19 protein-coding genes and 1 pseudogene are annotated in these 20890 nt (G+C 71.6%); 7 read left to right on the plus strand and 13 right to left on the minus strand.

All coding sequences use genetic code 11. The annotated features are described in order from the left end of the window. Nucleotide 1: 1 nt before the first annotated feature. The gene (locus ACFWBD_RS19540; protein ID WP_385668037.1) at nt 2-829 is read right to left on the minus strand and encodes an enoyl-CoA hydratase family protein; all 828 of its coding nucleotides are present in this window, start codon (nt 827-829) and stop codon (nt 2-4) included. A gap of 288 nt (nt 830-1117) precedes the next feature. On the opposite strand from ACFWBD_RS19540, the gene ACFWBD_RS19545 reads away from it, so the two are divergent. Further along, entirely contained in the window at nt 1118-1603 is a 486-nt protein-coding gene (locus tag ACFWBD_RS19545; protein WP_385668039.1) for an ATP-binding protein, read from the plus strand. A gap of 134 nt (nt 1604-1737) precedes the next feature. On the opposite strand, the gene argF is transcribed toward ACFWBD_RS19545, so the two are convergent. Both argF and ACFWBD_RS19555 read right to left on the minus strand, forming a co-directional pair. Continuing rightward, nucleotides 1738-2751: an ornithine carbamoyltransferase gene (gene argF / locus ACFWBD_RS19550; RefSeq protein WP_385668041.1), complete on the minus strand. Its 1014-nt coding sequence runs from the start codon at nt 2749-2751 to the stop codon at nt 1738-1740. A 110-nt stretch (nt 2752-2861) separates the two neighbouring features. Continuing rightward, nucleotides 2862-4085: an arginine deiminase gene (locus tag ACFWBD_RS19555; RefSeq protein ID WP_385668043.1), complete on the minus strand. Its 1224-nt coding sequence runs from the start codon at nt 4083-4085 to the stop codon at nt 2862-2864. A 186-nt stretch (nt 4086-4271) separates the two neighbouring features. On the opposite strand from ACFWBD_RS19555, the gene ACFWBD_RS19560 reads away from it, so the two are divergent. Next, on the plus strand, nt 4272-5441 hold the full coding sequence (locus ACFWBD_RS19560) for an SPFH domain-containing protein (protein ID WP_385668045.1): 1170 nt from the start codon (nt 4272-4274) through the stop codon (nt 5439-5441). After that, the gene (locus tag ACFWBD_RS19565) at nt 5438-6349 is read left to right on the plus strand and encodes a hypothetical protein (RefSeq protein WP_385668047.1); all 912 of its coding nucleotides are present in this window, start codon (nt 5438-5440) and stop codon (nt 6347-6349) included. Before ACFWBD_RS19560 ends, ACFWBD_RS19565 begins: the two co-directional genes overlap by 4 nt. Before the next feature lie 409 nt (nt 6350-6758). Here the strand turns inward: ACFWBD_RS19565 and ACFWBD_RS19570 are convergent, their stop codons facing one another. The 9 genes from ACFWBD_RS19570 to ACFWBD_RS19610 form a co-directional block, all read right to left on the minus strand. Beyond that, entirely contained in the window at nt 6759-9377 is a 2619-nt protein-coding gene (locus ACFWBD_RS19570; RefSeq protein ID WP_385668049.1) for a polynucleotide kinase-phosphatase, read from the minus strand. Continuing rightward, on the minus strand, nt 9374-10843 hold the full coding sequence (locus tag ACFWBD_RS19575) for a 3' terminal RNA ribose 2'-O-methyltransferase Hen1 (protein ID WP_385668051.1): 1470 nt from the start codon (nt 10841-10843) through the stop codon (nt 9374-9376). Before ACFWBD_RS19575 ends, ACFWBD_RS19570 begins: the two co-directional genes overlap by 4 nt. Nucleotides 10844-11073: 230 nt before the next feature. Continuing rightward, complete coding sequence (locus ACFWBD_RS19580; RefSeq protein WP_385668053.1) at nt 11074-12015, minus strand: DUF4232 domain-containing protein; 942 nt, start codon at nt 12013-12015, stop codon at nt 11074-11076. Between the two features lie 168 nt (nt 12016-12183). Beyond that, nucleotides 12184-13110 (minus strand): LLM class F420-dependent oxidoreductase, encoded by a 927-nt coding sequence (locus ACFWBD_RS19585; protein WP_385668055.1) that lies wholly within the window; start codon nt 13108-13110, stop codon nt 12184-12186. Nucleotides 13111-13224: 114 nt separating this feature from the next. Further along, entirely contained in the window at nt 13225-13713 is a 489-nt protein-coding gene (locus tag ACFWBD_RS19590) for a DUF6099 family protein (RefSeq protein ID WP_385668057.1), read from the minus strand. A gap of 233 nt (nt 13714-13946) precedes the next feature. Further along, nucleotides 13947-14276 carry a nucleotide pyrophosphohydrolase gene (locus tag ACFWBD_RS19595; protein ID WP_385668059.1) on the minus strand — a complete coding sequence of 110 codons (330 nt, stop codon included), beginning with the start codon at nt 14274-14276 and terminating at the stop codon, nt 13947-13949. Beyond that, entirely contained in the window at nt 14273-15391 is a 1119-nt protein-coding gene (locus ACFWBD_RS19600) for an ATP-binding protein (protein WP_385668132.1), read from the minus strand. Before ACFWBD_RS19600 ends, ACFWBD_RS19595 begins: the two co-directional genes overlap by 4 nt. Nucleotides 15392-15878: 487 nt before the next feature. Next, nucleotides 15879-16268, minus strand: coding sequence for a cell division protein SepF (locus ACFWBD_RS19605; protein ID WP_355703366.1), 390 nt, complete (start codon nt 16266-16268; stop codon nt 15879-15881). A gap of 740 nt (nt 16269-17008) precedes the next feature. After that, on the minus strand, nt 17009-17524 hold the full coding sequence (locus ACFWBD_RS19610; RefSeq protein ID WP_385668061.1) for a YceI family protein: 516 nt from the start codon (nt 17522-17524) through the stop codon (nt 17009-17011). Nucleotides 17525-17636: 112 nt separating this feature from the next. Here ACFWBD_RS19610 and ACFWBD_RS19615 point away from each other — a divergent pair, with 112 nt between their 5' ends. Beyond that, on the plus strand, nt 17637-18176 hold the full coding sequence (locus ACFWBD_RS19615) for a MarR family winged helix-turn-helix transcriptional regulator (protein ID WP_385668063.1): 540 nt from the start codon (nt 17637-17639) through the stop codon (nt 18174-18176). A gap of 322 nt (nt 18177-18498) precedes the next feature. Here the strand turns inward: ACFWBD_RS19615 and ACFWBD_RS19620 are convergent. Next, a pseudogene (locus ACFWBD_RS19620) lies at nt 18499-19386 on the minus strand (MFS transporter); the annotation flags it as partial. Here ACFWBD_RS19620 and ACFWBD_RS19625 point away from each other — a divergent pair. From ACFWBD_RS19625 to ACFWBD_RS19635, 3 genes are all read left to right on the plus strand, one after another. Then, entirely contained in the window at nt 19274-19573 is a 300-nt protein-coding gene (locus ACFWBD_RS19625) for a hypothetical protein (protein ID WP_385668135.1), read from the plus strand. The pseudogene ACFWBD_RS19620 and the gene ACFWBD_RS19625 overlap by 113 nt on opposite strands. Before the next feature lie 247 nt (nt 19574-19820). Next, on the plus strand, nt 19821-20237 hold the full coding sequence (locus ACFWBD_RS19630) for a hypothetical protein (RefSeq protein WP_385668065.1): 417 nt from the start codon (nt 19821-19823) through the stop codon (nt 20235-20237). Further along, nucleotides 20234-20890, plus strand: a complete 657-nt coding sequence (locus ACFWBD_RS19635) for a hypothetical protein (RefSeq protein ID WP_385668067.1) — start codon at nt 20234-20236, stop codon at nt 20888-20890. The genes ACFWBD_RS19630 and ACFWBD_RS19635 overlap by 4 nt, the downstream gene beginning before the upstream one ends.

Below are 20890 nucleotides of genomic sequence, written 5' to 3' on the forward strand. Positions count from 1 at the left end.
GTCACCGCCCCCGCCACTTGGGCGGTCGCTTCTGTGTGAACGCCGCGTGGAACTCGGCGTAGTCCTCGCCGTTCATGAGCAGGGCCTGGGTGGCGGCGTCCAGTTCGACGGACGCGGCGAGCGGCATGTCCAGTTCGGCCGTGAGGAGCGCCTTGGTCTGGGCGTACGCGAGTGCGGGCCCGTCGGCCAGGCGGCGGGCGAGTGCCTGGGCGGCCTCGTCGGACCGGCCCTCGTCCGTCAGTTCGCTGATCAGGCCGATGCGCTCGGCCTCGGGGGCGCGGACCGGTTCACCGAGCATCAGCAGCCGGGTGGCGTGGCCGAGGCCCACGACCCGGGGCAGCAGATAGGCGGCGCCCATGTCGCCGCCGGAGAGGCCGACGCGGGTGAAGAGGAACGCGAAGCGGGCGCTGGGGTCGGCGATCCGGAAGTCCGCGGCCAGGGCGAGGACCGCGCCGGCGCCCGCCGCCACGCCGTGCACGGCCGCGATGACGGGGAAGGGGCACTCCCGTACGGCGCGCACGACCTGGCCGGTCATCCGGTTGAAGTCGAGGAGCCGGGCGGTGTCCATGCCGAGGGTGGCGCCGATGATCTCGTCGACGTCTCCGCCGGAGCAGAAGCCGCGGCCCTCGCCGGCCAGTACCAGGGCGCGGACCGACCGCTCCCGGGACAGCTCGGCGAGCAGGTCGCGCAGGTCGGCGTAGGCGCCGAAGGTGAGGGCGTTGAGTTTCTCGGGACGGGCCAGGGTGACGGTGGCGATGCCGTCGGTGAGCTCGACGCGCAGGTGGCGCCAGTCGGAGGTGCGGGCGGCGGAGCCGGTGAAGGGACTCATGAGGGCGGCCTCCTCGACAGTCACTCCCGAAGTTATCACCTTCTCGTGACTGTCGTCATGAGTACGCGATAGAAGCTCCGGGAAGACTCGCTGTGTCACCGCACGGCATGTTCTCGTCACACACGTCACCGGTCGTCAATAACGCGGTAACAACGGGATCAGGTGCGCGAGAGGGACCGTTGACGTGGGTAAGTCGCCGGCAGGGGCCGAAGGTCCCGTACGGCGCCCGACGAGCGCCTCTGCCGGAGGCGGCCGTACCATTCCTGAAGTTGAAAGCAGGACCGCCTGATGTCGATCATCGGACCCTGCGCCATGAACGGACTCGCCTTGTACGAACGCCCCTCCGAACCGGCCGCCTCCTGGCGTATCGCGCTGCCGCACTCCGCCGCGGCCGTGCCGGTGGCCCGCGCGCTGGTCCGAACGGCGCTGGCCGAGCTGAAGCACGGGGCGGACAGCGACACCGCGGAGCTGCTCACCGCCGAGCTGGTGGCCAACGCGGTGGAGCACACCGCAGGGGACGCCCCGATCGAGCTGGTGGTGGAGCTGCAGCCGACCGGCTGCCAGGTCGAGGTGCACGACCCCGACCCGGTACCGCCCGGCGATCTCACCCGCCCCTCCGGCGAGGAGCCCGACCCCTGGCAGGAGCACGGGCGCGGGCTGCTGCTCATCCGCACCCTCAGCTCGTCCTGCGGGCACCGGCCCACCGGCCAGGGCAAGGCGGTGTGGTTCAGGCTGGCCGCCGTTCCGCCGCAGTGGCGTCCGCACCCGGCCTGACCTCGGCCGACGGCCGACGCGGCCCGGCCCCGGCCGCGGGCCCCGGCGGGCGGGCCCCGGCGGGCGTGCCCCGCGTCGACCGCGAGCCCGCTGCGCCCGCAGGGGAGACAAGAGCGCGGGTCCGGTCCGCCCGCTCAGGCGAGCGTCGCCACCAGCACGGCCTTGATCGTGTGCAGGCGGTTCTCCGCCTCGTCGAAGACGACCGAGTGGGCCGACTCGAACACCTCGTCCGTCACCTCGAGGGAGTCCAGGCCGTGGGTCTCGTGGAGCTCGCGGCCGACCTTGGTTCCGAGGTCGTGGAAGGCCGGGAGGCAGTGCAGGAACCTGACGTCCGGATTGCCGGTGGCGCGCAGCACGTCCATGGTCACGGCGTACGGGCCGAGGGCGGCGATCCGCTCGCCCCAGACCTCCTTGGGCTCCCCCATGGAGACCCACACGTCGGTGGCGACGAAGTCGGCGCCCGCCACCCCCTCGGCGAGGTCCTCGGTGAGCAGGATCTCGGCTCCGGAGTCCTCGGCCAGCTTGCGGGCCAGCGCGATCACCTCGTCACCGGGCCAGTACGCCTCGGGCGCGACGATACGGACGTCCATGCCGAGCAGGGCGCCGGTGACCAGGTAGGAGTTGCCCATGTTGAAGCGGGCGTCGCCGAGGTAGGCGAGCACGAACCCGTCGTCCACGAGGCTCTTGGAACAGTGCTCGGTCATCGTGAGCACGTCGGCGAGCATCTGGGTGGGGTGCCAGTCGTCGGTGAGGCCGTTGAACACGGGCACGCCCGCGTGGGCGGCGAGTTCCTCGACCTTCTGCTGACTGGACCCGCGGTACTCGATGCCGTCGTACATCCGGCCCAGCACGCGGGCGGTGTCCTTCACCGACTCCTTGTGGCCGATCTGGGAGCCGGAGGGGTCGAGGTAGGTGGTGGAGGCGCCCTGGTCGGCGGCGGCGACCTCGAACGCGCAACGGGTGCGCGTCGAGGTCTTCTCGAAGATCAGGGCGATGTTCTTGCCGCGCAGGTGCTGGACCTCGGTCCCGGCCTTCTTGGCGGCCTTCAGTTCGGCGGCCAGCTCGATCAGGCCGCGGAACTCCTCCTCGGTGAAGTCCAGCTCCTTGAGGAAGTGGCGGCCGGCGAGGGCGGTCGGGACTGTCGCCATGGGGGTCGCTCCAGAAGTGCGGTGAAGAGTTGCAGTGCGCGGGACTGCGGTGGCAGGGACCCTCGGAAGTCTATACGACCCTTGGCATGTTTATACAGACGGATGTACGCCTATACGGCACTCCGTTCGACCGGGCAGCTCATACAGCGCGGGCCGCCCCTCCCCCGGCCCAGCTCGCTGCCGGGGATCTCTATCACTTCGATGCCCTGTTTGCGCAGATGGGTGTTGGTGGTGACGTTGCGCTCGTAGGCGACGACGACACCCGGCTCCACGGCGAGGACGTTGCAGCCGTCGTCCCACTGCTCACGCTCGGCCGCGTGGACGTCCTGGGTGGCGGTGAGCACCCGGATCTCGCTCAGGCCTAGGGCGGCGGCGATGGCGCGGTGCATGTGCTCCGGCGGATGGTCGGTGACCTTCAGCTCCTTCTCGCCGACGCCCGGTTCGATGGTGTACGAGCGGAGCATGCCGAGGCCCGCGTACTGGGTGAAGGTGTCGCCGTCGACCATCGTCATCACGGTGTCGAGGTGCATGAAGGCACGCCGCTTCGGCATGTCGAGGGCCACGATGGTCTCGGCCGAGCCTGCCGCGAACAGCTTGTGGGCGAGCATCTCGACGGCCTGCGGAGTGGTGCGCTCGCTCATGCCGATCAGCACGGCGCCGTTGCCGATGACGAGTACGTCACCGCCCTCGATGGTGGACGGATAGTCGGCCTGCCCCTCGGACCAGACGCGGAACGCCTCGCCGCGGAACAGGGGGTGGTGCCGGTAGATCGCCTCGAAGTGGACGGTCTCGCGCTGCCGGGCCGGCCAGCGCATGGCGTTGATCGCGACGCCGTCGTAGATCCAGGCGGAGGTGTCGCGGGTGAAGAGGTGGTTGGGAAGGGGGTCGAGGAGGAAGTCGTCGAGGTCCATCACATGGAAGCGCACGGAGGTCGGTTCGGGATGCGCTTCCAGAAACTCCCGCTTGGTCATGCCGCCGACGAGGGCCTCCACCAGTTCCGGGGCGGGGAGTGCCTCGAAGGCGGCGCGAAGGTGGTCGGTGGCGAGCACCCCGTACTCCTTCTCGTCGAAGACGCGGTCCAGGACGAGCGCTCGGGCCGCCGGGATCTCCAGGGCCTCGGTGAGCAGGTCGCCGAAGAGGTGTACGGCGACACCGCGGTCGCGCAGCACGTCGGCGAACCCGTCGTGCTCGGCGCGCGCCCGGCGCACCCACAGCACGTCGTCGAAGAGAAGTGCGTCCTTGTTGCTGGGGGTGAGCCTTTTGAGCTCGAGATCCGGCCGGTGCAGGATGACGCGGCGCAGCCGCCCGGCCTCGGAGTCGACATGGAAACCCATGACTCCATCCTGACCATCGGGGACCACCTTCACCCCCTGCTGGACCGTTTCCGCACGAGCTTGTTCCTCCCTGTGTCGCCCCCCGCCGCCTTCCATGTGTTCTCGTCCTCTTGACGACAAGAGGAAAGCGCGACTATCGTCTTCTTTATCGTCGTACTGACGAGAAATGGACGAGGGGGGCCTCTCATGGCCGACATCACCCGGCGCCTGGGCTGGCGCCACCTGCGCGGCGCCCCGACGGCGCACGTGCGCCACCACCGCTCCGGCAAGCTGGCGCACGACGGTCCCGGGCTCAGCTTCTGGTTCCGCTCGCTGAGCGCGGCGCTCTCCGAAGTACCGGTGGACGACCGCGAGTTGGCGATGACCTTCCACGCCCGCACGGTCGACTTCCAGGACGTGGCGGTGCAGGCGACGGTCACCTACCGGATCAGCGACCCGGCTGTCGCCGCCGCCCGCCTCGACTTCTCCGTCGACCCCGACACAGGCGTGTGGCGCAGTGCGCCCCTGGAGCAGCTCGGCACCCTGCTGACGGAGACGGCGCAGCAGCACGCGCTGGACGTCCTCGCGCGTACGTCGCTGGCGTCGGCGCTGATGGACGGCGTGAAGTCGGTACGGGAGCGGGTCGCGGCGGGGCTGGCGGCCGAGCCGCGGCTGCCGGCCACGGGCATCGAGATCGTGGCCGTACGGGTCGTCGCGCTGCGTCCGGAGCCGGAGGTGGAGCGGGCACTGCGCACCCCGGCACGTGAGCAGATCCAGCAGGAGGCCGACCGGGCGACGTACGAGCGGCGGGCCGTGGCCGTCGAGCGGGAGCGGACGATCGCCGAGAACGAGCTGGCCAGCAAGATCGAACTGGCCCGCCGTGAGGAGCAGCTGGTCGAGCAGCGCGGTACGAACACCCGGCGTGAGGCGGAGGAGAGCGCGGCGGCGGACAAGGTGCGGGCGGAGGCGGAAGCCACGCGGTCCGTACGGCTCGCGGAGGCGGAGGCCGCGCGGGCGGTGAAGCTGGCGGAGGCGGAGGCCGCGAAGCAGGTGCGGCTGGCGGACGCCGAGGCACAGCGCACGGAGCGGCTGAGCCAGGCGGAGGCGGCGCGCACGGTCCGGCTCGCGGAGGCGGAGGCGGCCAGCTCGGTCCAGCTCGCCCACGCCGAGGCGCAGGCGGCGCGCGAGGTCGGCGAGGCGCGGGCCCAGGCACAGGCGGCCTGGCTGCGCGTGCACGCGGACGTCGACGTGGCGACCCTGCACGCACTCACCGGGACGCGTCTCGCCGAGAACCTGCCGCGCATCGACAGCGTGACGATCTCGCCGGACGTCCTCACCGGGCTCCTGTCGAGGTTCGGCGCCGGGGAACGCGAATGAGTCTCGCCCCGCGGGCCGTGCTGGTCCACCGCACCACGGAGTACGAGGAGTTGGTGGCCCGGCACGGCACCCACGGCCAGGCCGCCTTCTTCCTCTCCTCGCGGGGCCGGGACATCGAGGAGGTCGCCGAACGCCACCGCCGCACCAGGCGGGCCATGGCCGAGGTGACGGCGGCCATTCCCCTGACCTGGCGTCAGACCCGGGTGGAGCGGGCGGACTTGGACCGCTTCCTCTTCGCACCCGAGGACGTGGTGGTCGTGGTCGGCCAGGACGGACTGGTGGCGAACGCCGCCAAGTACCTGGCCGGTCAGCCGGTGGTGGGCATCGACACCGACCCCGGCCGCAACCCGGGCGTCCTGGTCCGCCACCGCCCGGCGGACGCCCGGCTCCTCCTGCCCTCCGTGCTCGCGGCGGGCACCGGCACGGACGGGCTGACCATGGTCGAGGCGGTGGCCGACGACACCCAGCGGCTGCTGGCCCTCAACGAGATCTATCTGGGCGCCGCGGGGCACCAGACCGCCCGCTACCGCCTGGGCCTCGACGACGACGGGGGTGCCGTCGAGGCCCAGGCCTCCTCCGGGGTGCTGGTGGGCACGGGCACCGGGGCGACGGGCTGGATCCGGTCGGTGTGGCAGGAGCGGGGCGGCGGCGGTGATGCGGGCCCGCGCCTGCCGGGTCCGACGGAGGACCGGCTGGTGTGGTTCGTGCGGGAGGCGTGGCCGTCCCCCGCGACCGGCACCTCGCTGGTCGCGGGCGAGCTCGCGGCCGGCGGCCGCCTGACCCTCACCGTCGAGTCGGAACGGCTCATCGCCTTCGGGGACGGGATCGAGAGCGACGCGGTGGAGCTGACGTGGGGGCAGCGGGTCCGGGTGGGACGGGCGGAGGCGGCACTGCGGCTCGTCGGTTGAGCGGCACCGGCGACCTCACCAGCCGGGCTGTGCCTCGCCCAGCGGCACGCACAGACGAGGCGGCACTGCGGCTCGTCGGTTGAGCAGCACCGGCGACCTCACCAGCCGGGCTGTGCCTCGCCCAGCAGCGCGCACAGACGAGGCGGCACTGCGGCTCGTCGGTTGAGCAGCACCGGCGACCTCACCAGCCGGGCTGTGCCTCGCCCAGCAGCGCGCACAGGCGCCTGGCCTGCGGGCACGCGGTGGCCGTGTCGCTGGTGCGGAGAACGGGATACGCCCGCGAGTCGTCCATGGGCCGAACGGTCACCCGCCCCGCCCGCCCGCGCCACGCGTTTCGCAGCGGCGGGGCGGGCGAGCGGGCGGCCTCCGGGGCCCGGTCCGCGCCGGGGCACGGACCGGGTCACCGGTCTCACAACCGCGGGTCCACCGGCTCCGACTCCAGGGCCAGCACTCCGAAGACCGCCTCGTGGACGCGCCACAGGGGCTCGCCCTCGGCCAGGCGGGCCAGGGCCTCCAGGCCGAGGGCGTACTCGCGGATCGCCAACGACCGTTTGTGGTTGAGGAAGCGGCCGCGCAGTCGGGTGAGGTTGTCGGGGCGGGTGTACTCCGGGCCGTAGATGATCCGGAGGTACTCGCGGCCCCGGCACTTGATGCCGGGCTGGACCAGGCGGCCCCCGCCTCCCCCGCTCCCGGCTTCGCCCGATCGGGGGGATCCCTGCCGGACCAGGGCGCCCAGGGGCTTGACGACCATGCCCTCGCCGCCTCGGCCCGTCATCTCCAGCCACCAGTCGACACCGGCCTGGACCGACTCGGGGTCGCCCGTGTCGACGTACAGGCGCCGGGTCGTCTGGAGCAGGCCCGTGTTGTCGTGTTCCACCAGCCGGTCGAGGAGCGACAGCTGCTGGTCGTGGGGCAGGTCGGCGAGGCTGCGCCCCTGGACCGCGAGGATCTGGAACGGGGCCAGGCGTACGCCTTCCAGGCCGTCCGTCGTCCAGCAGTAACGCCGGTACGCCTCGGTGAACGCGGCCGCGTCGGAGGCGCGTTCACGCTGGCGGGACAGGAGTCCCCCGACGTCGACACCCCGTGCCGCCGCGCCCTCCAGCGCGGCCAGGGCGCCCGGGAAGACCGCGCGGGACGCGGCGCCCACGGCCGCGTACTGCGAGCGGAGCAGACCCGAGGCCTTCAGCGACCAGGGCATCAGCTCGGCGTCCAGCAGAAGCCAGTCCACCGTGCCGGAGGCGCTGTCGGGCGCGGCCAGCTCCGACCAGAGGCCCGCCTCGTCCACCGCCGTCCGTATCCGGCCGAGGATCTCCTCCGTCACGCTCTCGTCGTCGAAGAACGGCCGGCCCGTGCGGGTGTAGAGGGATCCGGTGGGGCCGTCCACTCCGAAACGCTTACGCGCTGTTTCCGCGTCCCGGCACACCAGGGCCACCGCCCTCGAGCCCATGTGCTTCTCCTCGCACACGACCCGCGCGACACCGTCCTGCGCGTACTGCGCGAACGCCTCCGCCGGGTGCTCCAGGTAGCCCTCGACGTGCGAGGTGGCCGTGGGGGCCATCGTCGGCGGCAGGTAGGGCAGCAGTCGCGGGTCCACCGCGAAACGGCTCATGACCTCCAGGGCCGCGGCCGCGTTCTCCTCGCGGATCGAGACACGGTTCTGGCCGTCGTAACGGGTTTCGACAATGCGTCGGCCGTGCACGTCCGCCAGGTCCAGCGGGCGTCCGTCGTGCCCGCCGGGTGCCTCGGAGCGCAGCGGCTTCGTCGGCTCGTACCAGACCTGCTCCGCCGGTACGTCGACCAGCTCGCGCTCCGGCCAGCGCAGCGCGGTCAGCTTGCCGCCGAACACGGCGCCGGTGTCCAGGCAGATGGTGTTGTTCAGCCAGGTGGCCTCCGGGACGGGCGTGTGGCCGTAGACCACCGCCGCGCGGCCCCGGTAGTCCTCCGCCCACGGGTAGCGCACCGGCAGGCCGAACTCGTCGGTCTCGCCGGTGGTGTCGCCGTACAGCGCGTGCGAACGGACGCGCCCGGAGGTACGGCCGTGGTACTTCTCCGGCAGGCCCGCGTGGCAGACCACGAGCCTGCCGCCGTCCAGGACGTAGTGGCTGACGAGGCCGTCGATGAACTCCCGTACCTCGGTGCGGAACTCCTCGCTCTCGCTCTCCATCTGCTCGATGGTCTCGGCCAGGCCGTGGGTGTGCTGGACCTTGCGGCCGCGCAGGTGACGGCCGTACTTGTTCTCGTGGTTGCCGGGAACGCAGAGGGCGTTGCCCGACCCGACCATCGCCATCACGCGGCGCAGGACGCCCGGGCTGTCCGGGCCCCGGTCGACCAGGTCGCCGACGAACACGGCCTGCCGGCCCTCCGGGTGGACGCCGTCCACGTAGCCCAGCTTGCCGAGGAGGCCCTCCAGTTCGAAGGCGCAGCCGTGGATGTCGCCGATGATGTCGAAGGGGCCGGTGAGGTGGGTCAGGTCGTTGTAGCGCTTCTCGGTGAGGACCGAGGCGTTCTCGACGTCCTCGACGCCCCGCAGGACGTGCACCTTGCGGAAGCCCTCGCGCTCCAAGTGGCGCAGTGAGCGGCGGAGTTCGCGGGTGTGGCGCTGGATGACCCGGCGGGGCATGTCGGCGCGGTCGGTGCGGGCCGCGTTGCGTTCGGCGCACACCTCCTCCGGCACGTCCAGCACGATGGCGATGGGCAGCACGTCGTACTGCTTCGCCAGCTCGATCAGCTGGCGGCGGGAGTCCTGCTGCACGCTGGTGGCGTCGACGACGGTGCGGCGGCCGGCCGCGAGCCGCTTGCCCGCGATGTAGTGCAGGACGTCGAAGGCGTCCCGTGTCGCGCTCTGGTCGTTCTCGTCGTCGGAGACCAGACCTCGGCAGAAGTCGGAGGAGATGATCTCGGTGGGCTTGAAGTTGCGGCGGGCGAAGGTGGATTTACCGGACCCCGACGCGCCGATCAGGACGACGAGGGAGAGGTCGGTGACGGGCAGCACACGGCCCTGCTTGGTGGAAACCTGAGTCTCGGTCATGCTGCCTTCGCCTCCTTCTCGGGCACGCTGCTCATGGTGAAAACGGCCATCTGGGTGGGCGGGCCGACCTCCGGGTCGTCCAGGCCGACCGGGACGAACTCGACGCCGTATCCGTGCCGTTCGGCGACCGCGGCCGCCCAGCCGCGGAACTCCTCGCGGGTCCACTCGAAGCGGTGGTCGCCGTGCCGGACGTGGCCTGCCGGGAGGCTCTCCCAACGGACGTTGTACTCGACGTTCGGGGTGGTCACCAGGACCGTGCGCGGGCGGGCCGCACCGAACACCGCGTACTCCAGGGCGGGCAGCCTGGGCAGGTCGAGGTGCTCGATCACCTCGCTGAGCACGGCCGCGTCGTATCCCTTGAGACGGGCGTCGGTGTAGGCGAGCGAGCTCTGGACGAGCTGGACGCGGGAGGCCTGCCGCTCGCCCATGCGGTCCAGCTTCAGCCGGCGGGAGGCGATGGTGAGCGCGCGCATCGACACGTCGACGCCGACGATCTCGGTGAAGCGCGGGTCCTTCAGCAGCGCCTGCACCAACTGGCCCTGCCCGCAGCCGAGGTCGAGGACCCGGGCGGCGCCGGACTCCGTCAGCGCCGTGACGATCGCCTCGCGGCGCAGCACGGCCAGCGGGGTCGGCCGGTCCTCCGTCTCGGCCTCCGGCTCGACCGCGTTGTCGATCTCCTCGACCTCGCTGTCGTCGGCCTCGGCGAGCCGGACCAGTTCCAGCCGCTCCATCGCCTGCCGGGTCAGCGACCAGCGGCGGGAGAGGTAACGACTGGTGATCAGTTTCTGCTGAGGGTGGTCGGACAGCCAGCCCTCACCGGCGCGCAGCAGCTTGTCGACCTCGTCGGAGGAGACCCAGTAGTGCTTGGCGTCGTCGAGGACGGGCAGCAGGACGTACAGGTGACGCAGTGCCTCGGCGACGGTCAGCGTCTCCGACTCCAGTACCAGGCCCACGTACCGCGAGTCACCCCACTCCTCGAACTCCGTGTCGAGGGCGACCGGTTCGGCGTTCACGGCCCAGCCGAGCGGCTCGAAGAGACCGCGTACGAGGTCGGCGCCGCCCCGGGCGGGCAGGGCGGGCACCTCGATCCGCAACGGCCTTGTCTGCGCCGGGAGTTCCGGCTTCGCCGTGCACACGCCGCGCATCGCGCTGTTGAAAACGCCGCTCAGGGCGACCGCGAGCAGCGAGGAAGCCGCGTAGGGGCGGTCGTTGACGTACTGGGCGAGGGCCGCGTCCGGCGCACCGCCCCGGCCCTTGCCCTTGCCACGCCGGACCAGCGCCACGGCGTCCACCTCCAGCAGCAGCGCCGCCGTGCAGCGCTCGGCACCGGCCTCGGGGTAGAGCACGTGGGCCTTGCCGTAGGAGGTGGAGAACGCCTGCGCGTTGTCGGGATGCTTGTGCAGCAGGAAGCCCAGGTCGGTGGCGGGGCGTTCGGGGGTGCCGGTGGTGCTGATCGTCAGGAACACGTGGGTGCCTCGGTAGGGTTCGGAAGGAGGAGCAAAAGCGCTGATCGTGCGCTCGCGCACCCCTACAACGTACAGAGAACGCTTCCGCGCCACTCGCGATTTTCCAAGTCGGCCGACACCCGTCCGCGCTGGTCAGACACCGGGCCGGACGCGCATCCGCTTCCGCAGGCATCCGCTTGCGGAATGCTTCTCGGACCTCGCGCCGGTCCGTCGTTCCGTCCCTCCGGCGGCTACTCCGGGGTGCTTCGCCACGGGCTGACGCCCAGTTTTCCGGTGGTGCCGAGGTCCAGGTGGGGAGTCACCATCACCGGCGCGGCGTCGGACTTGGCTCGCACCCTGACGTAGGGGACGTCGACCGCGGTGCCTGAGCCGGTGGTGTTGCGCCACATCAGGCCGGCGCTCGCCCGTTCGCCGGGTTTCAGGGTGACGGGCCGGGGCGGGTCGTCGAAGCCGGTGACGGTGGAGATGCCGCCGCTGCCCTTGAAGATCTCGACGCCGTCGACCGGCTCATGGTCCTCGTCCAGGAGGCTCACCTGCGGGTAGCCGTCCAGGGTGTAGTCCCGTTGTCCGCAGTTCTCCAGGACGAGCCCCACGACGCGCAGCCCCATCGCGGCGTCGCCGTCGTCGGCCGAGACGCGGATCCCTGAGTGCGGGCAGACCCCGGCCTCGGTCGGCGCCTCGTCCGCCGGGACCTTGGTCACCTCGCTGACCTTCACCGTCGTCATCGGGGACGCTCCCGGTGTGAGCATTCCCGGTCGGACGGTCCCCCGTACCGTCCGGCCGGCCCCCACCGAGCGCACGGTCACCGTCTCGTTGCTCATGACCTCGCCCGCGCTCGTCGTGAAGTCGAAACGGACGGTGTACGTCAGCTCTTCGGTACCGGAGTTGGTCACCTCGTAGGCGGCCGAGATCCCGGAGTCGGCGGCGAGCCCGGCCGGAAGGCGCTCGGCCTTCACGGGACCGCCGCCGGATGCGCCGGGGGTCGCGGAGGGGGAGGGGACGGTCACCGAGGTGATCCGGACCCCGTCCACGGCGGGCTCGGTGACCTGGGTCCGCGGCGCCGAGCCGCTCGCGCCGGCACCGCCGTTCCGCGTGCCGGCGTGTTCCGATCCGCACGCCGTGAGGAGCAGTACGGCGGCGAGGGCCGGGAGGAGCGGGAGGGGTCTGCGCATCCGGCCACCTCATCAGGGCCCGGCCATGCCGACTGTGACGGAGGCCACGCCTCCGGTCACAGCCGTGTCACAGCTGATCGGCGGCGTGTCCCCGTTGTCGGACAAGGAGGACAACGATGTCCAAGCCGGGCCGGCGCGCGCCGCCCTTCCACGTCCCCGGTCGCCGTATCAGGTCGTCAGCTGAGCCTGCACCCGGGAGGAAATCAGCTCCAGGTGGTCCAGGTCGTGCAGGTCGAGGACCTGGAGGTAGAACCGGCGGGCGCCGGCCTCGGCGTAACGGCCGATCTTGTCGACGACCTCGGCCGGGGAACCCGCCAGCCCGTTGGCCTTCAGCTCGTCGACCTCGCGGCCGATCGCGGCGGCACGCCGGGCGAGTTCCTGGTCGTCCTTGCCGACGCAGACGACAAGGACGTTGGAGAAGGTGATCGCGTCGGCCGCCCGTCCGATCTCCTGAGCGGCGGCCCGCACCCGGCCGAACTGGCGCTCGCTGTCCTCGACCGAGCCGAACGGCATGTTGAACTCGTCGGCGAACCGGGCGGCCAGCCGCGGCGTGCGGGTCGCGCCGGTGCCGCCGATCAGCACCGGTATCTTCGCCTGCGCGGGCTTGGGCAGCGCGGGCGAGTCGGTGAGGTCGTAGTACGTGCCGTGGAAGTCGTAGGTCTTGCCGAGCTCCGTCGCCCACAGGCCCGTGACGATCTCCAGCTGCTCCTCCAGCCGGCCGATCTTCTCCTTCGGGAAGGGGATGCCGTACGCCGTGTGCTCCTCCTCGAACCAGCCCGCGCCCAGGCCCAGTTCGACGCGCCCGCCGGACATCTGGTCCACCTGCGCGACCTGGATGGCGAGGACGCCGGGCAGCCGGAAGGTGCCGGCGGTCATCAGCGTGCCGAGGCGTATGCGCTTGGTCTCGCGGGCGAGCCCGGCGAGGGTGATCCAGGCGTCCGTGGGGCCTGGGAGGCCACTCACGTCGCCCATCTTCAGGTAGTGGTCGGACCGGAAGAAGGCGTCGAACCCGAGGTCCTCGGTGGCCTTGGCCACGGTGAGGAGGGTGTCGTAGGTCGCCCCCTGCTGGGGCTCGGTGAAGATACGCAGATCCATATCTCCATCCTGCACTCCCGCCCTCCCGTCAACCCCACCGGTCCCCTATCCCCTCCCCCGCCCCCCCCGTCCCCCTTCTCTCCCTCCGCCAAGCGCCGGGCAGGTCCGCTTTCTTCACCTCTCCGGCAGGGCGTCCTCCCTCTCCTCCCGTTCCTCCCGTTCCTCCCTCGCCGCCAGCTTGCGCAGCATCTCCAGGACCCGGTCCCTGGACTCGTCCGCCGCGTCGATGGCCTCCATGCACTTCCAGTACGTGCCCTGGTCGTCCGCCGAGCTCGCCAGACCGACGAGCGCGATGCCGACCTCGCCCAGCAGGCCGCTCAGATCGAGCAGGGCCCGGCGGGCGTCGTCCAGTTCGGTGAGCCGGGCGGCGAGCAGATCGCCGGGGCCGAGGTCCGGCGCGCCCAGCACACCGCAGCCTCTGCCCGCCAGTTCGGTCAGTCCCAGTGCCTCGCCGCGCAGTTCGGGCGGGCCCGAGACGGCGAGACGACTGCCGATCGCCTGCGCCAGGGCCTGCGCCTGCCACACCTCCGCGAGGATCCTCGCTCCTTCGCCGCCGCCCGCGAGCGCGCGCCTGCTCGTCAGGATGAGCCGCACCGCGTCCATGCGCTGCCCCCGTCTGCCCCGACGTGCTGCTCGCACGTCCGCCCGAACACCCGTGTCCACCAGTCCACTACCCAGAGTGAGGGTCTGTGGTGCGAAAAGCCAGAGGAAGACCGAAATCTGTGGACAACAAATCGATTTCGGTCCGCCGACTGACTGCGGAGAGTGAAAACGGACTGCTCGGCTCACCTCCGAGGTGCCGCTACGGCGCCGCCATGTGAGCGTTACGGGCGTCGCTACGGCGCCGGGAACCTGTGCTCGTTGCGGTCGATCTTCGCGTCCAGCGCCGCCAGCGGATCGACACCGAGCACTTCGCACAGCTGGAGCAGATAGGCGAGCACGTCGGCGACCTCGTCCGTCACCCGGTGGGCGGTGTCCGGGTCTTCCATCACGCGCCCCGACTCCTCCGGCGTCAACCACTGGAAGATCTCGACCAGTTCGGACGCCTCCACGCTGAGTGCGGAAACGAGGTTCTTCGGAGTGTGGAAGGGCTGCCAGTTCCGCGCGGCCGCGAACTCGGCGAGTCTTCGCTGGAGCCTCGCCACGTCGAGGTGTTGTTCTGTCACGGACCCAGGTGTACCACCGTCACTCCCTGCGTCACGGTGGCCCCGTACCCGTCGCCGACCGCGCCGACGCAGCGGATGTGCCCGCGCTCGGCCATCCGCACCGCCAGCCGCAGCAGTTCGGCGCGCTGTCGCACGTCGAGGCCACGGTCGAGGCCGTCCGCGAGCAGGGTGAGGGTCTGCATCGCGGCGGGCACCTCGCCGGCCGGGTCCACGTCGAGGACGCCCGGCCCGGTGAGCAGCACCAGGGCCAGGGCGACATAGCGCAGCTCGCCGTATCCCAGCCGGGCGAGCTCCGTGCGGCTGCCGTCGGCTCGGTGGAGCAGCGCGCGGACCGTGCCGTCGGCCAGCGGCTCGGCGCGCAGGTCCACGACCGGTCCGGTGGATCCGGCCGACAGCGCGGCCACCAGTTGCGCGTGCCGCCGTCCGCACTCCGCGCGGGTGCGCCACAGGACATCGGCGAGGTTGTCGCAGCCGGCGAGCAGTCGGCCGGAGCCGGTGGGGACGGGGACCCTCATCCAGTCGGGCTGCGGATCGCAGGCGAAGACGGACCGCAGGGCGACGACCATCTGTTCGGCGGCGGCGAGCACCTGCCGTTGTCCGTCGGTCTTGCCGGCCACGCGCAGCGGCAGCAGGGCGGTGCCGAGCCGGTCGTCGGGCAGCGGGGCGCGCGTCACCGGTGCGGAGCCGCCGGTGTGCCAGGCCGCCTGTACCGTGCGGCGCCCGGGATCGCGCAGCGCCGTCTCCAGCAGCACGACACCCGCCGCGCTCAGCCGCTCCCCCACGATGCGCAGCTCGGGCTCGGCCTGCACGGCGACGTCGAGCCGAACCGGTCCGCCGGGTCCGTCTGCCGTGCATCCGATGCGGAACCCCCGACGACGCTGGGCATCGGGCCGCGCCCCCTGCGGCACACACGCGGCCGGATCGGCGAACACCTCCCCCAGCGGGGCCCCGCCCCCGAGCCGCGCCAGTGCCTCGTACGCCCGCAGCGCGCTGCTCTTGCCGCTCCCGCTGGCCCCGACGAACAGCGTGACCGCCCCCAGCGGAAACCGGGCCCGGCGATGCCCAGCGAAGGCGGAGAGCCGCAGTTCGGTGACGCAGGGCCGGACGTACCGCACCTGGGCGGACGCCGTACGGGGACCCGGCGCGGGGGACGGAACCTGTCGCTCCGCCACTGAAGGCGCCTGCGCGGGCACGGTAGGGGCGGGCACAGCAGGGGCGGGCACAGCAGGGGCGACGCCGCCCCCGGACGGCCGCCCGTCGGACGCGTCGGACGCGTCGGACGCCGGGTGGGGTGAGAGCGCCGAAGAGACAGCGGAAGGGGCAGGAGAAGAGGCAAACGACGAGGGCATATCCGGACCGTAGGACTCCGCCGCCAGACGAACCGTTCCGCCCCGAAAAGCTTCCTACGATCGGGCGACCCCGACCCCGACCTCGACGCCGGTCGCGGAGCGCGACAAGCCGCGAGAGCGGCGCGCCGACGGGCCCGGGGGTCGACAAGCCGCGAGGGCGGCGCGCCGACCGGCCCGGGGGTCACCGAGCGCCGAGCGCCGAGCGCCGCGCTCGGCGCAGTCGCTCGACGCCCAAGGTCCGCTCAGGATCCGATCAGACTCCGGGGACCCCCGCCCCCTCCATGATTCCGCTGACCTCGGTGCCCGGTGGGGTCAGCAGAAAGACGTTGCGGTCGACCCGGTGCATGCCGCTGGCCAGGCCGAAGACGACTCCGGTGGAGAAGTCCAGGACACGCTTGGCGGTGTCGGTCTCCGCGCCCGTCAGGTCGAGCAGCACCGGGATGCCCGACATCAGCGTCTCGGCGACCTCGCGGGCGTCCGCGAAGACGTTGACCCGCAGCACCACGAAACGGCGCCTGGTCTCCGTCTCCGCGTCGGGGAGCGAGCGGTGGCTCACCGCCGACGGCCACGCGTCCCGGCCCCGCAGCGGAACAACCTGAGCGAGCCCTTCCCACTGTTCATCGGTGACGTCGTAACGGTTCACCGGCACCCCCCGAACTGACTCGCCTTCAATACCTGCACCAGCCATTCTTACGCCAAGTCACCCGTTCAGCCCAACAGCGACACGGACCGCCACCGTCTCCGGTGCCGCGCGGCGGGTTCCCAACGCGGCCACACGGGAATCCCCGCGTCCGGGCGCACCCCGCCCACCAGCGACGATTACGTTGCGAAACCATGTACTCGACAGAATCACCTCGGGTGACACCCGGCCGAAAAGCCAGAACCGGCGGCGTCCGCCCCCGCAGAGCCCACCCCGAGAAGTGACATCGCGTACTGACGCTGTCATCCGCTGTCATCCGCTGTCAGCGGACCTGGCTCGGCGGGGTCACTCCTGGCGACGCGGTACCAGGTCGGTTACTGCCTGATGGTGACGCCGTGGTGGCCGGCGGCCGTGCCGATCACCCTCCAGGCTCTGGCGAGCACGGCGGTCGCGGCGACGGGACACGCCAGGGCGACCTACGAACTCCGGCCGCCCGCAGGGAAGTCGACCCTGCGGGCCCGGAGGTACGGATCCCCTACTGCGGGCTTCCGCCTCGACACCGTGGACGCCGTCGAGGCGGATGTGGGCAAAACCCCGCGTACGAACATCTGCGTACGCGCATCTGCGCACGAACATCTGCGTACGAACATCTGCGTACGAACATCTGCGTCCGAACATCTGCGTCCGAACATCTGCGTCCGAACATCTGCGTCCGAACATCGACTGTTGCGTCAGGCGACGGCTCAGGCGACCGTGCGCGTGAAGCGGAGCGTGGTGGTGATCGTCGTCAGGCCGCCCATCATGCCGAACTGGTTCAGGGTCACGCCGAACTCGTTCCGGTCCACGGTGAAGGTCGCGTCCAGGGTGACCGCGTCGGCGTCCGCCCGGCTCAGGCGAGCGGTGAAGGTCTGCGGACGGCTGATGCCACGCACCGTCAGCTGGCCGGACACCTTCACCGCCCCGTCGGCGCCGAGTTCGGCGGCGTTCACCGCGAAGGTGATCTCAGGGTGCTTCTCGACGTCGAAGAAGTCCGCGCTGCGCAGGTGCGTGTCCCGCTTGGCGTTCTTGGTGTCGACGGAGGCCGCGTCCAGGACCAGGGTGCCGGTGACGGTCCCGTCGGCGGCCACCTCGCCCCCGCCGCCGACGGTGGCGAAGACGCCCTTGACGGGGACCAGGCCCCACATCGCCTTGTGCTTCAGGGCGACGGTGGAGGCGCCCGCGTCAAGCTGCCACAGTCCGGTTTCCACGGCGACGGTCATGGACGTTCTCCTTGGTGTTCCACATCTGGATAAGGGTCACGGCCACGCTAGCCGGTTATCCAAATCTGAACAACAGGGTCATGCAAATTTGGACTAGAGATAGACTCGAACCATGGCAGACTCCCCTGAACACCCCGCCGACCTGCCCGCTTGCCCGTCAGCGCAGGGCGCCGGGGCCGGTCTGCTGCCGCCCGAGCTACGGGGCTGGATGTTGCTGCTGGCCGCGACCGGCGCGGTGGAGCAGAGGCTGCGTTCGGTGGTCAAGGAGCGGCTCGACGTCTCGCACGACGAGTTCCTGGTCCTGTGCCTCCTGGCGGAGCAGCCCCAGGGCGGCCTCCGCATGACCCGCGTCGCGGAACTTCTCGGGCGGCCCAAGACCCGGCTGACGTACCAGATCGCCTGCCTGCAGCACGCCGGTCTCGTCACCCGCAGGTCGGTGTGCGAGGACAAGCGCGGTGTGGAGGTGGCCCTCACCGAGAAGGCCCGGGGCATGCTCCGGGAGGCCTCCGGCGCCCTGGCCGAGACGGTGACGGGGGCGCTGGCCCATGTCATGGGGCCCGAGCAGTGCGCCGCGATGAGCGGGCTGATGCCGAAGGCGGCGACGGACGCGGAGGCGGAGCCCGAGCCGGAACCCGTCACCGTGTCGGACTGAAGTCCCGAACGCCGCTCGGTCCTCTCCAGCACCCTGGGCAGCCCTCGGCGCATCGGGGCAACCCTGGGCACCGGGCACCGGGCACCGGGCACCGGGAGCTTGCCGACACCCGCCCGCTCTCGGCCCGACGGTCACCCGCTCGGCCCGACGGTCATCCGCTCGGCGCCGCGAGGAACTTGGCCGAGATGATCTGCGGGAAGCCGGACGCCCCACCGGCGGAGTTCCGAGAAACACCACGGTAGGGCGGGGCGGGGCGACAAGCGGGCGGGAGAGCGGGAGAGCGGGAGAGCGGGAGAGCGGGAGAGCGGGAGAGCGGGAGAGCCTACCGGGCGGCGGCGGAGTACTCCTCCGCGGCCGCGTCCTCGTCCGACCCCTCCGGGCCCTCCAGACCCTCCGACCCCGCCGTGTCCGCGGAGGCCTTGCGGCCGGGCAGGACCGCGAAGACGATCAGCGAGCCGACGGCCATGATGATCCCGCCGACCAGGCTGGTCTGGGCGACACCGTGCGCGAAGGCCTCGTGCACCGCCTCGACCAGGGCCTGCGCCTGCTGCGCCCCACCGGCGGGGTCCTTCGCGACCTGCTCGGCGACCGCCAGACCACCGCCCACCGAGTCCTTGGCGGTCTCCAGCGCGATGGCCGGGAGGTTGCCGCCGACCAGGTCGGTCAGCTCATCGCGGTACGCGGTGCCGAGGAGCGAGCCGAGGATCGCGATACCGAGCGAACCGCCCAGCTCCAGCGCGGTGTCGTTGGCGCCGCCGCCGACACCCAGCTCACTCTCCGGGAACGAGCCCATGATCGTGTCGGTCGCCGGGGACACGCTCAGGCCGATCGCGAAGCCCAGCATCATCATCGGCGCGAGGAAGTCCGTGTACGTCGAACCCGTGTCGACCCGGGTGAGCAGGAAGACGCCCGCGGTGCCGATCACCATGCCGGACACGACCATCGCCCGTACGCCCAGCTTCGGGGTCAGCCGCCCGGTCACCGAGGCGCCGACGAAGACCGCACCGGCCAGCGGCAGCAGTCGTACACCGGTCTCCAGCGCGTCGTAGTTCAGCACGAACTGGAGGAACTGCGTGGAGTAGTAGATCGCGCCGAAGGTGCCGAAGAAGAAGAACAGCACCGCCAGCATCGAACCGCTGAAGGAACGCAGCCGGAACCTGCGGACGTCCAGCATCGGATGCGGATGCCGCAGCTCCCAGGCCACGAACCCCGCCGACCGCCGCGCCGCCCTGCTCACCATCACCGAGTCGGGCGCCAAGGCCGTCGACGACCTCTTCCCCCGTCAACTCGCCGCCGAGGTCCGGTTGCTGGAGGGCCTCGGCGAAGACCGCGACTGGGTCCTCAGGGCGTTGGGGCGGCTGGTGGAGACGATGGAGGGACAGGGACGCCGCGACTGAACCCAAGCGCCTGCCGGGCCGGGCGAGTCGGGCGGGCCGAGCCGGACGGGCCGGACGGGCCAGGCGGGCCAGGCGGGCGGGCGGGCGGGCGGGCCAGGCGGGTCAGGCGGGCGGGCCAAGCGGGTCAGGCAAGCCGAGCCGGGCGAGTCGGGTGGCCCGAGCCGGGCGGGCCTCAACAGAACCGCCCGCTTCTTCGCGCGCGTCCTGCTCTACGGTGCCATGAGTCACCTACGACCGGGGAGGAACCGTGCAGCAGCCGAAGGCGGCACTCGCCGAACGCATCGCCGAGCGGAGAACGGGAGGCGACGACCCCCGTGCCCTGGTCGGCGAGATGAGACGCTCGGTCCTCCTGGTGCCGATGGCCGACGGAGGTCTCTGGTCGGTGCGTTCGGGCGGGGTGCGGTGGATCTGCGGGTTCACCGACGAGGCCGCACTGGCCCGGTTCGCCCTGCGCCACACGCGCGGTGACCGGCCCATGGACTACGCGGCGCTGCTGGGCGCGCGCATCGTCGACGAGATCGTGCCCGCCCTCGGCGAGCCCGGCGGTCTCGCCGTCGACATCGCCACCGAGGAGGGCTCGATGTTCTTCCCGCCGGTCGTCGGCATCGTGCCGGTGGCGGTCGCCGTCGACGCCGGTGAAGCGGGAGAGGGGCCGCGGTCATGAGCGGTGAAGGACCGGACCTCAAGCTCGACAAGGCGTCCGTCGCCAAGTTCACCCAGGGCGTGGGTGCGACCATCGACCAGCTCGGTGAACTCGGTGGCGCCACCGGGTCGGTGCTGGGAAAGGGGTTCTCGGAGCTGGCGATGACCGGGATGGAGGCCGGGCACCACGGCCTCGCGGTCGATTTCGAGGACTTCTGCGAGCGCTGGGAGTGGGGCGTGCGCGCCCTGGTGAGCGACGCCAGTGCGCTCGCGAACCGTCTCGGTCTCGCGGCGGGCACCCAGTGGGAGCACGACCAGTACGTCGCGGCCACCCTCAAGGTGGGCGCCAACTCCCTGTTCGGCGGGAACCCGCACGCCAGTGAGGAGGAGATCGCCCAGCAGAACTGGGGCGACATCTTCACGCCGGACTACCTGGACCCGGACTGGAGCGCCGAGTCGTTCGACAAGGCGGGTCAGGACATGGAGCAGACGTGGAAGGACACCGGTCGCACGGTTCTCACCGAGGGCCAGGGCGGCCGGCAGTCGCAGGTGCTCAACGACGCGCTCGGCATCTCCGACGACCAGTGGAACCAGGCGCTGGACGACACCTTCGGCCCTTCGCCGGAGGAACGCGCCCAGCAGGAGCAGCAACAGGGTGAGTCCGGGGGGAACTGA

It is taken from the genome of Streptomyces sp. NPDC060002, assembly GCF_042737245.1.
Taxonomy (GTDB): domain Bacteria; phylum Actinomycetota; class Actinomycetes; order Streptomycetales; family Streptomycetaceae; genus Streptomyces.